11 protein-coding genes are annotated in these 12,020 nt (G+C 45.2%); 10 read left to right on the top strand and 1 reads right to left on the bottom strand.

The genetic code is table 11. From position 1 onward, the window contains the following. Positions 1 to 232: 232 nt before the first annotated feature. From mqnC to HUG15_RS17850, 5 genes are all read left to right on the top strand, one after another. Positions 233 to 1,348 (top strand): cyclic dehypoxanthinyl futalosine synthase, encoded by a 1,116-nt coding sequence (mqnC, locus tag HUG15_RS17870; RefSeq protein ID WP_200124378.1) that lies wholly within the window; start codon positions 233 to 235, stop codon positions 1,346 to 1,348. A 365-nt stretch (positions 1,349 to 1,713) separates the two neighbouring features. Further along, on the top strand, positions 1,714 to 2,574 hold the full coding sequence (gene ytxC / locus HUG15_RS17865; RefSeq protein ID WP_211202260.1) for a sporulation protein YtxC: 861 nt from the start codon (positions 1,714 to 1,716) through the stop codon (positions 2,572 to 2,574). Positions 2,575 to 3,096: 522 nt separating this feature from the next. Continuing rightward, complete coding sequence (ade, locus tag HUG15_RS17860; RefSeq protein ID WP_200124376.1) at positions 3,097 to 4,911, top strand: adenine deaminase; 1,815 nt, start codon at positions 3,097 to 3,099, stop codon at positions 4,909 to 4,911. Between the two features lie 69 nt (positions 4,912 to 4,980). After that, positions 4,981 to 5,616, top strand: a complete 636-nt coding sequence (gene phoU / locus HUG15_RS17855) for a phosphate signaling complex protein PhoU (protein ID WP_200124375.1) — start codon at positions 4,981 to 4,983, stop codon at positions 5,614 to 5,616. Positions 5,617 to 5,636: 20 nt separating this feature from the next. Continuing rightward, positions 5,637 to 7,226, top strand: coding sequence for a Na/Pi cotransporter family protein (locus tag HUG15_RS17850; protein ID WP_200124374.1), 1,590 nt, complete (start codon positions 5,637 to 5,639; stop codon positions 7,224 to 7,226). Positions 7,227 to 7,381: 155 nt separating this feature from the next. Here HUG15_RS17850 and HUG15_RS23715 read toward each other — a convergent pair whose 3' ends face one another. Further along, positions 7,382 to 7,474, bottom strand: coding sequence for a hypothetical protein (locus HUG15_RS23715; RefSeq protein ID WP_425504060.1), 93 nt, complete (start codon positions 7,472 to 7,474; stop codon positions 7,382 to 7,384). A gap of 906 nt (positions 7,475 to 8,380) precedes the next feature. Between HUG15_RS23715 and thrS the strand changes: the two genes are divergently transcribed. The 5 genes from thrS (at position 8,381) to HUG15_RS17825 (ending at position 11,985) form a co-directional block, all read left to right on the top strand. Then, positions 8,381 to 10,309, top strand: coding sequence for a threonine--tRNA ligase (gene thrS / locus HUG15_RS17845; protein WP_200124373.1), 1,929 nt, complete (start codon positions 8,381 to 8,383; stop codon positions 10,307 to 10,309). A 3-nt stretch (positions 10,310 to 10,312) separates the two neighbouring features. Continuing rightward, entirely contained in the window at positions 10,313 to 10,732 is a 420-nt protein-coding gene (locus HUG15_RS17840; protein ID WP_200124372.1) for a GNAT family N-acetyltransferase, read from the top strand. 143 nt (positions 10,733 to 10,875) lie between these two features. Next, positions 10,876 to 11,079 (top strand): YqaE/Pmp3 family membrane protein, encoded by a 204-nt coding sequence (locus HUG15_RS17835; protein ID WP_200124371.1) that lies wholly within the window; start codon positions 10,876 to 10,878, stop codon positions 11,077 to 11,079. Positions 11,080 to 11,403: 324 nt separating this feature from the next. Next, the gene (locus HUG15_RS17830) at positions 11,404 to 11,715 is read left to right on the top strand and encodes an AbrB/MazE/SpoVT family DNA-binding domain-containing protein (RefSeq protein WP_200124370.1); all 312 of its coding nucleotides are present in this window, start codon (positions 11,404 to 11,406) and stop codon (positions 11,713 to 11,715) included. Continuing rightward, entirely contained in the window at positions 11,716 to 11,985 is a 270-nt protein-coding gene (locus HUG15_RS17825; protein WP_200124369.1) for a type II toxin-antitoxin system RelE/ParE family toxin, read from the top strand. The last annotated feature ends 35 nt before the right edge of the window (positions 11,986 to 12,020 follow it).

The raw sequence follows: 12,020 nt of genomic DNA, 5'->3' as shown, positions 1-12,020 counted from the left end.
TAAGAGAACTCTAAATGAGGGCACATCGAAGGTAATCATGCTGTAATTCATCGCGGGTAAAGAAAGACCAAAATAAGGAAAATTTTGTTTAGAAGCAGCTACGGCACCTCTGAAGGGCGGAAAATCTGCACTAGAGGTATCATGAAAGACATTATTAAGTTATGAAATTCGTCATTTGTTCATATTTTATGATAGGATATGAGAGAAGACGATGATTGAAGGAGGATGCCTCATGAGCGTCGACGCGATATTGGAAAAAGCAATCGCGGGCGAACGTCTAACGATGGACGATGCCGTGGAATTATATGAAAGTGACGAGAGCGAGCTGGAAAAGATCGGTGCAGCAGCCAACGAAGTGATGAAAAAATGGCATCCGGACCCTATTACGACATTCGTGATCGGCCGTAACGTTAACCATACAAATCTTTGCGATACGTATTGCAGATTTTGTGCGTTTTACCGCCCGCCTGGGCATGAAGAAGGCTATGTCCTCTCCGATGAGGAAATTATGGATAAAATCCAGGAAACCGTTGATGTTGGCGGAACGGAAATTTTGATGCAAGGGGGAACGAATCCTGACCTCCCATTTAGCTATTATACAAATTTACTTAGAAAAATAAAGCAACGTTTCCCGGACATCACGATGCACTCATTTTCGCCGACGGAGATTTATAAAATGGTCGAAGTATCGGGACTATCGCTGGAAGAAGTACTCCAAGAATTAAAAGATGCTGGCCTTGATTCCCTTCCCGGCGGCGGTGCGGAAATTTTAACGGAATCCAACCGCAAAAAAGTGAGCCGCTTAAAAGATTCATGGACCGAGTGGATGGACTGCATGAAATTGGCTAAAAAAACCGGCATGCATGGAACTGCCACGATGGTGATTGGATTTGGCGAATCCTACCGGGAGCGGGCATTGCACTTGCAGCGCGTTCGTGATGCCCAAGATGAGGTAAACCCATTTTTAGCTTTTATTTCCTGGACGTTCCAGCCTGATAATACCCGGATGAAAGGCGAACGAATTTCAGCGGACGGGTATTTGAAAAACGTGGCGATCTCTCGTCTATTCCTCGATAACGTACCGAATTTCCAATCGTCATGGGTAACGATGGGTCCGGAAACTGGCAAGCGCTCCCTCCATTTCGGTTGCAACGATTTCGGAAGCACGATGATTGAAGAAAACGTCGTTTCGTCCGCGGGCGCCACATATAAAGTGAACAATAACCGCGCGCTCGATATCATCCGAGAAGCAGGCAAAACCCCGGCCGTTCGGGATACGAAATATAATACACTGCATGTGTTTGCGGAAGATGAACGAGCGAAAAAAGACTTTGTGATGCAAAACTAGTAACAGAACGATGACCCCCCCCCCCCCCGTGAGTAACGCTCGCGGGGGTTTTTCGTGTAATAGAACGCGTAGCTGCTTTCCACGACGACGGATGAATTTATACGATATAAAAACGCTCATATTGAAAAATAATAACGTATGACAGAGCTATTCAACATAAAATGATGCGTAGTGTGAAGTTCATCGATTCCCCCTCTTTGTCTCGTTTAAAAATCCTGGATCGATATGGTTGCGGACGGATCTGGTTGTTGATTTTCGCAAAAATTAGGCATGAAACAGAAGGCCTGCCCATACACATGATAGCAGACTGAATGGCGTGCATAGATACGGCATCGATTATTGCAGAGTTCGGAGGAGGGCTTCGTTTGTTAGCAATTGAATTTACTCATGGTCATGATTGTGCACGTGTGTATGACCGTGTAAAGAGGGAGCTTTCAAGATTAACAGTAATCCCATCATTTTCCTTTGAAATGCATTTCGGCCAAGATGTGATTCATTGTCGATATGAGGGTTCGGACATGGAGTGGGAGCATAGTGTGCGCCCTTACGTGGCCGCGGTGTTAACCGATGACATAATTCAACGATATGAAGTATCCTTTATTGAAAAGCTCATCAGAGAACGTTATCAGTTCCGCGAACCGAATGAACGAGAACAGGTGATGGAGCTGGCCAGAGACATGCTTGCCGGGGAGCGGCCCGAAATTCCGGAAGCGAGACGGTCGGTAGAACGAAAAACGGTTTTATATGTAGCGATTCATGAACAATTGAGCAACCGATCCGTTTTTTATTGGAACCCTTTTCTTACTTTTTGCACCGGAAATTACGAAAGCTATTTACAACACCTTGCCGAAGTAGTGATTGATGAGTATCAGATGGAACAAGAATACCAGACGGTCGTGGATGAACTGCGTTCCCATGTGGAAAAAGCAACGCCTAAAATGCAGGAACTTCATCTATGGTATGAAAACCGTGAATATTTTTGCTTGGTGGATAAGGAAGGAAATGAGTGGGGGCCGAATCAAAGGTTGAAATATACAGAATCAGCCCTTGTATTCGAAGAAGGGTTGCATCCGGCGGAAATGATTATAAGTCCGATTGCAAGCATAGCTCCCAGACGCCTCTATATCTATACGTCACAAGATGATGGGGTTATTCAAACCTTACGGGCCATTTTTCAAGAGCGATTAAATGCGCGCTCGTTCGCACAATGGAATTTCACAACATGAGATGAAAAAACTGGCCCGACACTAAAATTTAAGGATGACAAACAGGTGTAATCATGATTGATGATTATTGCTACGGAAAAAAAGTCTCCTTTTAGAAAAATTTGGCTTCCACAAGTTCTAATGGTGGGAGCTTTGGTTTTACTTAAACTTTATTCCATTAACAAAGCTAACGTTCTTAAAGTGGAAAAAAGAAATACACTTTTTTCTGTGGGGTCTTCCCGCTTCGCTTTCCCACAACCCCCGTGTTTTTTCCTCCGCTTGCCCGTGTTATTATACACTAATATCAACGAGAGACTTTAGTGAAGAGCAAAAAATAAGAAAAGGTGGCACCACATTTTTAACGGTGGTGTTTTTTTGTTTATTGATCGCGTTCATTAGCTTTTGGATTATAAGTATTGCCCGGGAAATAATTATGGTTTATTGGATAGAACAGGAGGAACAATTTGCGGTGAAAATCAAGATGTTCTGTTAAGATAGAGGCAAGCATGAACGTAAATCATTATCAAAAGGAGCGAAATTACCATGGCTTTATCCTTCCCACGTCCCACACAAGCAGATTGTATCAGAGATTTAAATGCCACGGCTCGAGGAGAACAGAGCGCTACGTTAGTGATCAAAGGTGCTAGATTGGTAAACGTTATTTCAAATGAAATCTTGCCCGGAACCGACGTTGCCGTTCAAGGTACACGAATCGCGTATGTTGGCAAAAACGCTGATCATGCGATCGGAAAAAAGACGAAAGTTATTGATGCTGAAAATCGCTATTTAACGCCCGGTTTACTGGACGGGCATTGCCACATCGAAAGCAGTCAGATAAGACCAACGCAATTTGCCCGGGCCGTTATGCCGAAAGGAACGACTGGTGGCTTTTTCGATGCCCATGAAATTACAAATGTGCTTGGCCTTGACGGGTTGAGACTGATGTTGGAGGAAGCGCGGCAGACACCGTTGGCAGCGTATATGCAAGTGCCTTCATGTGTCCCGTCGACAAACGAAGATTTTGAAACCAATGGCGCTGTCATTGGCCCAAAGGAAGTCGCGGAAGCGTTCACGTGGGGGACCGATGTCAATGCCCTTGGCGAAGTAATGAACTTCCCCGGGGTTGTTTACGGCGATGAGAAGATGCTTGCTGAAATCGAAGAAACGTTGCGTGCCGGTAGGCCGGCGGATGGCCATTATACATGGCCCCCGGAAGATGATCGCAGACTTTCTGCGTATACAGCCGCGGGCATTAGCGGTGATCATGAAAATTCTACGGCCGAGGACATTATTGCCCAAGTACGTCTCGGGATGTATGCAAAATTGCGAAGAGGTTCAGCTTGGCATGATGTTGCGGAAACGATAAAAGCATATACGGAGCACGGCTTGAATACGAGACGCATGCTTTTGGTTACGGATGACCGTAGTCCCGAATCTCTCGTTGATGAGGGGCATATGGATTTTGTCGTCCGTCACGCCATTGCCCAAGGCGTTCCGCCGGTTATCGCGTTTCAAATGGCGACGATTAATCCCGCCGAACGGTTTGGCGTTTCCAATGATGTCGGCATCGTGGCTCCCGGACGGTTTGCAGACCTTCTTTTACTAGAAGGGACACTGGCAGATGTAAACGTTGGAACGACAATAGCGACCGGACAAGTCGTGGCGCAAGGTGGGGAGATGGTTACGAATCTCCCGGAATTTCCATTACCCGAAAAAGCCATCCATTCGGTTCATCTCGGAAAAGAAATAAATGCAGACGATTTTCGGATCACTTCTCCTGCTCCCGATGGAAGCAAAGTAAACGTGCGAGCGATTGAAGTAAACGAGAATCAGGTGTACACGCAAGAAAAACATATCAGTCTTTCTTGCGAAAAAGGAGAAATCCTTCTTCATGATGACCTTTGTAAAATGGCCGTTATTGAACGTCATGGACGAAACGGAAACAAAAGTCTTGGTATTTTGAAAGGACTCCGCTTTGATAAGCAGGTTGCAATAGCTTCAACCGTAGCGCATGACAGTCATAACCTCATGGTGATCGGTAATGACGATGGGATGATGGCAACAGCTGCCAATAAAGTAGCGGGGATGCAAGGAGGCATTGTTGTCATAACGGAAAAAGGGGAGACAGTCTTGCCTTTACTGATTGCAGGATTAATGTCAAATGCCTCTTTTGAACAAGTGGCGGAAGAGTCGCGTGCAATTAGTCATGCACTTGCCGAAGCCGGTTGCACGATGAACTATGCATTTATGACATTATCGCTTCTCGCCCTCGTCGTGATCCCCGAACTTCGTTTATCGGATAAAGGGTTGGTAAAAATAACAGATGACGGTTTTGAAAAAGTGGATTTAATCGTATGAAGCGTATTTTGTAGGGATACGATGAATAGAAATCTATAGGACGGAATTTTTAGGTGGGGGGATGTAATCATGTATAAAATGACAAATTTTAGTAATGAAGTGCAAATGATTGAAAGAGATCTCCTCAGCATGGGCGAAGAAGTTTTGCATCAGATGGAAAACGTGAAAGATGTTTTTTTTATTCCAACCAAAGATGCAAATGTTGTGATCCAACAAGATGAATCGATCGATGCGTTTGACCACCAAATCCATACATCTATTTTGCATTTAATCAGCCTTCAGCAGCCTTTGCCGGAAGAACTGAGGACATTGACAACGATGATGAGGATGGCGCGGGAGTTTGAACGCATTGGCGATCAGGTGGTCAATGTGGCCGAACTCAAAAAGGAATTGGACGTGGATGATTTGCGTCCGTATGTCAGCGCGTCATTTGTCGATGGGTATAAGGAGATGCTGCAGGTAAGTACGGCTATGTTAACGAAAACATTGGAAGGCATGCGCGCCGGGACGCCCCAATCGGACAAAAGCGTGGAACAAATGGACGAGGACGTCGATGCATTATTTTTTTCATTGCAACAGCGTATTATCCGGGATATGAAAGAAACGCCGGATCAAATCGAAAAGCTGGCACCGCTTTTTTTGGCGATTCGTTATGTGGAGCGAATGGCTGATCATGTCGTAAATATTCAGCGTCGTAAATATTAATTGAAGGTTGAGCGAGAACAATGAACTGGATCGAAGTTAGCATTCAACTCCTTGGCGGTCTTGCGATCTTTTTGTACGGGATGCATGTCGCCAGCGAAGGATTGAGAACGTCCTCGTCCTATCAACTAAACCTGTTTCTCCGAAAAGTAACGAAAAATCAATGGTACGGCGCCTTGGCCGGCATCGTGCTTGCGGCCATTTTACAATCGTCAACGGCGGCAACGGTGATGATCGTCGGCTTTGTTAACGCCGGGTTGATCAGTTTGCGCAGAGCGATGGGCGTATTGCTCGGGTCAGCGGTGGGAACGACGTTGACCGTGCAACTCATCGCTTTCGCGATTACGGATTATGCCCTTGTATTCGTGATTCTCGGGATGCTTTTATTTCTTTTTGATTCTAAACGCCGCTCTTATGGCTCGATTGTGTTGGGCTTTGGCTTTGTTTTTTTCGGTTTGGGTTTGATGACGGGGGCCATGGAGCCTTTGCAGTCGAGTGAATGGTTCCGGGAATCCTTAGTGATGATTGCCGAGTACCCATTGCTTTTTGTGCTTGTGGCGGCCGTATTTACAGGGATTATTCAAAACAGCGCGGCCACGATCGCGCTCACGCTTGCGCTTACAAGCAGCGGTTTGATTTCGTTGGAGGCCGCGGTGTATACGGTTTATGGCGCCAATCTTGGCACAGTCGTTACGGCGATGATTGCCAGCTTGAAAGCATCGAAAGACGCCCAGCGGGCAGCGATTGCCCATGCCTTCTTTAAAGCCATCGGTGTTCTCGTATTCTTGCCGTTCACGAGTTTGTTTGTGCAAGCACTTCCGCTTTTGGGTGGCGACATAGAGCGCCAGATCGCGAACGCGCATACGATTTTTAATATCGTGAACATGCTGTTGCTTCTCCCTTTTTGCAACCGTTTTGCCGATTGGATGGTCCAACTTTTGCCGGAGAAAACGGAACCGGCGAAAGATGTGAAATATATCGACCGCGATTCCGTTCAGTTTCCTTCCGTTGGGCTATTGCAAGCGCGCAAGGAATTGGAACGGGCAGCCGGAAAAATACGGAATCACATGCTTCCGTATATGATTTCGATGATTCAAGATGAAAAAATCCGAGAAGCAGTTGTGGCCGAAGAAAAAGTCATCGATCATCTTTATAAAGCAACCTATCACCACCTGCAACGATTGATGGAACAAAACTTGAATGACCGGGAATCGGAAGAAGCACTCAAACTGCTTTATTTTAACAATGATATGGAACGAATGGCGAACACGGTGAAGGACATGACGCGAACGATCGCGAAGTTAGATCACGGCGGGAAGCGGTTGAGTGAATGGGAACGAGCCAAAGTGACCGAACTCTATGAAGAAGTGATGAAAAGCTTTGACGATGCCATTCAAGGCTTTCGGGATCAAGACGCAGAAGTGGCCATCCGTGTCATCCACAGCAACCCGAAAATATTACGGATGGAACGAGAGCTTCGCTATCAACATTTCTATCAAGGAGCGAGTGAAAGCAGCACCGTCAGCGTTGTATTTTCCGACTTGATGACCAGCATGCTCCGCATTCATCAACACTCGGTGAATATTTCGCATACGTTATTGGGGATGGTCTGAAGAATGAATGTGTGCACCTCTGTTTATTTCCCCTGAAAATGTGGTATGATATAGGTAACATCACATATAATAAAAAGCGACCACAGCTGGAACTGCGGTCGCGATAGATACCCATTCTTCTGATTTCGATAACAGGGGATTGGCGTTATCTAGTTTCAATGAAAAAAATAGCCCTTGCCCATTGTGAATAAGGGGCTATTTTTTTGGTTCAAAATTGCGACAACGACAGCGATGAGTGTTATGATCATCATGGAGAACGAAATCATTAGCGTCAAAGCCATGGCATCACCCCCTTTCGGGGGGGGTAACGCCAATCACCCTATTCATTATCGAAAATCGATAAATCGAATGCATACCTGTTTCCTATTATATCATAAATACCCCAAAATATTTTTAGTTTGGTTTGATCGGGACTCAAAGACGCCACGGATATTTTAGCAGGTAAGTATAAACCAACTTTCTTACCTGCATAAGTTTCGACTAAGGCTTTTCGTCATAAAAGCTTGGTGAAAAGCCAAATTTTTTAATATCGATTAACGCAAAGAGGCTTGTTAGTGCAGAACGGCTGAAATAAGTGATCACACCGTTTCCGAACCGGTGTGAGGCTATCTGTTTTGACGACCTAACAACTTCCGAGAACCAGAGTTAGGTCGTCAAAAGTTATCGTTGAAGACCTAATGACTTTCGAAAGCCGGAGATAGGTCGCCAAAGCTCTCTCTCGTTAGTGATTAAAATAGTCTTCGAAAGCCGGAAGGAAACCGCCAATAGACATAAACGAACCAATCATTAGAAGGTTTCAAGTGTGATTGAGCGATTAAGTTACGTTGTACTAGTGAATGCAGCACTTGCATTTTCCGACAAACCTTTTTATAATGGATTCAATGATTAAAGGCACGGAAGAGGACGCGAATGTCAGGATGAAGATCCCAGAGAGAAAAGCCGCCGGCTGAAAGCTTTTTATCGACGATCCTGATGTTTACCACCTCGGAGCTGCAACGAAGAACGAACAGTATTTGTTGCCGTCATCCCGGGCGTTAACCGGTCCGAGCGTCTTGCGTATTGGCAAGGCACGAGGGTGGAACCGCGGGTTAAGCTCGTCCCTTTTTGGGGCGGGCTTTTTTTTTCGTGCGGAAAAAATAGGAGGAGATGAAAAAATGCCAGAATTAACGTTTCCGGATGGATCAGTAAAGGCATTCGATGAAAGCGTGACGTTGGAAGACGTTGCGGCCGCTATTAGTCCCGGTTTAAAAAAGCAGGCGGCAGCCGGAAAATTAAACGGTCAATCGCTTGATTTACGTACGCCGCTTACGAACGACGGAAAGGTCGAAATTTTGACGTTTAAAGATGAAGAAGGTCTTGAAGTCTTGCGTCACAGTAGCGCCCACTTATTGGCGCAAGCGGTGAAACGGTTGTATCCCGATGCCAAATTCGGGGTTGGACCGGTGATCGAGGATGGTTTCTATTATGATATCGAGACCGAATCGACGATTTCACCAGAGGACTTACCAAAAATCGAAAAAGAGATGCAAAAGATTATCGATGAGAACCATGAGATTGTACGCAAGGAAGTGTCCCGGGAAGAAGCAAAAAAATTCTTTGAAGCGCAAGGGGATGAATTGAAACTAGAACTTTTGGACGCGATTCCCGAAGGGGAAACGGTTTCGTTATATGAACAAGGGGAATTCGTCGACCTTTGCCGTGGTGTTCACGTGCCCGAAACAGGGAAACTGAAAAAGTTCAAGCTTATGAACATCTCCGGGGCATACTGGCGCGGGGACAGCAACAATCAAATGCTGCAACGCATTTACGGCACTGCTTTTCCGAAGCAAGGCGAATTGGATGAGCATTTACGTCTATTGGAAGAACGAAAAGAACGGGATCACCGTAAGCTTGGAAAAGAATTGGACTTGTTTACCGTCGACCAACAAGTTGGACAGGGCTTGCCGTTATGGCTGCCGAAAGGCGCGACGATCCGTCGTACGATTGAACGCTACATCACAGATATTGAAGAACGTCTCGGCTATGACCATGTGTATACACCGGTGCTGGGAAGCGTCGATCTCTATAAAACGTCCGGTCACTGGGAGCATTACCAGGACGATATGTTTCCGCCGATGGAAATGGATAACGAAGACCTCGTATTGCGCCCGATGAATTGCCCGCACCATATGATGGTTTACAAGAACGAATTACACAGCTACCGGGAGCTGCCCCTTCGCATTGCCGAACTTGGCACGATGCATCGCCATGAAATGTCCGGTGCTTTGGCCGGCCTGCAGCGTGTGCGTGCCATGACGTTGAATGATGCGCACATTTTCTGTCGGCCCGATCAAATGAAAGAAGAATTTCTGCGCGTCGTTGACCTTATCCAGAATGTGTACAACGACTTCGGCATTAACGATTACTATTTCCGTCTATCGTATCGTGACCCGGAAGATAAGGAAAAATATGTCGATAACGATGAGATGTGGGAAAAAGCACAGATTTTATTAAAAGAAGCGATGGATGAACACGGGACGGAGTATGTGGAAGCAGTCGGAGAAGCGGCTTTCTATGGTCCAAAGCTTGATGTTCAAGTGAAAACAGCGCTTGGAAAAGATGAAACCCTATCTACCGTTCAACTTGATTTTCACTTACCTGAGCAAATGGATCTTACCTATATCGGCGAAGACGGCAAAGAACATCGCCCGGTCGTCATTCACCGCGGCGTCGTCTCCACGATGGAACGGTTTGTCGCTTTTCTCATTGAAGAATATAAGGGAGCTTTCCCAACATGGCTCGCACCCGTGCAAGTGCAACTCATTCCCGTCTCCCCGGATATCCATGCTGAATATATCAAACAGGTCAAAGAAAAACTGCAATTTGCTGGTGTTCGCGTGGAAACGGACCTTCGTGATGAAAAACTTGGCTATAAAATTCGGGAAGCACAAACGAAAAAAATCCCGTACACCCTCGTACTTGGGGATAAAGAGATGGAAGCAAATGAAGTGAATATCCGTAAATACGGAGAAAAAGAGACGAACACCGAATCATTGGATGCGTTTGTCGGTCAGCTTTCTCGGGAGATCGGTGAGAGGAAATAGCTTATGCCCATTGAACGTGTCGATTATGAAGAAGCGAAAGGAGCGATCACTGCCCACCTGCAAGCTGATACGGAAGCAAAGCGACCGGCATTCGCCAACCGGGAAAAGACGCTCGTCTGTTTTGTAATCAGGGATGGAGGTAACATCGTTGCCGGCATTAACGGCGAGATCTTTTGGAACAATATGCACATCTCGCTGTTTGCCGTTGACGCGTTTTATCGAGGCCGGGGTTTAGGAAAACAATTGTTGCAGCGAATGGAAGCAGAAGCGATGAATCATTCCTGCCGCATGATGTACTTGGAGACACTAAGTTGGCAAGCACCGGATTTTTACATGAAGCACGGCTTTGAGATCGTAGGAAAGATGGACGGCTATCCCATCGAAGGCGAATGCCAATACTATATGAGGAAATTATTGGTGTAATGGTGGGAGGCTTTTACGTTTCCAAACGGAAAGGTAGAATGTTCATTTTTATTTGTGCTTTGTAGTGATACAAAAACCAAGGGTAAAAAATAGTTAACTATGGTACAGTATAATCAATATTTGAAAAAAGGGGTTTGATAAAGGTGTATTTGTTAGCTATTTTGCTTCCCCCGCTTGCTGTTTTTTTGGTCGGTAAGCCGTTTCAGGGGATTATAAGCATAGTATTGACGATCTTGGGATGGGTTCCTGGAGCCATACATGCTATATTGGTAGTACATGAAAAGAAGCAAGACAAGCGAATGGAAAAACAAGCGAGAATTATAGCAGAATCACAAAATAAACAATAAATTGCACCCCGTTTAGGGTTGCTTTTTTTTGTGCTCTGATCGGGCGGTAAAGAGGATTAAATGTATTTATTGCCTCTGAAATAAATACAAATCGGTTCATTGACATGACCAACCCTGTTGAGGTATTGAAGGATTAGGTACATCCGGTACTGAAATGGGAAAGGTGATCGAAGATATCGACGTCGAGGATGGTTTAACCGGACAAATGTCCTGAATGTAAAAATGACATTTTTATGTTAGAATGAAGTATGAAAATCAAACTTTCGCATAATCAATCGCGAGAGGAAAACATATAATAGCACAATAAAGGAGCGAGGTACTACGATGCAGCGTGAATCTATTCGCTTTAAAAGACGTTCACAAGTCACCATCCCCAAAGAGTTTGTGGAAGCTTTAAATTTGCAGGAGGGCGATCGGCTTGAATGTCGCCTGGAGAACGGAAGAATCGTCATTGTACCCACAGTTGAAATCCCAAAAGATCAGGCGTGGTTTTGGACGGAAGAATGGCAAAAAGAAGAACTTGAAGCAGAAGAGGATATTAAGGCAGGGCGAGTAAAATCTTTTCAAAATACGGAAGATGCGATCCATTGGCTTGATAGCGATGAGGCTGAAAGATGGGCGAACGAGGAAAACTAAATGGAACTTCACTTCACGAAGCCTTTTATAAAAAAATATAAAAAATTGGATTCACAGTCACAGAAAATCATCAAAAAAGCTTTGCGAACAATGGAAAATGATTATTCCCATCCTTCATTAAGGTTGAGGAAAATGAAGGGTTATCGGAATCCTGATATATGGGAAGCTAGCGCTAACATGGATTTACGGATCACTTTCGAAATACAAAAGCCAGATACGATTATTTTACGTAACTGCGGACATCATGACCGCACGTTAAATAACCCTTGAACAAAGGGAGCTTCCGAGCAGAAAAAGCGATTGAC

Origin of the sequence: Salicibibacter cibarius (assembly GCF_016495725.1) — a bacterium.
Classification (GTDB): Bacteria; Bacillota; Bacilli; order Bacillales; family Marinococcaceae; genus Salicibibacter; species Salicibibacter cibarius.
Note: the sequence above shows the minus strand (reverse complement) of the source record. Positions and strands in the feature narration are given on the sequence as shown.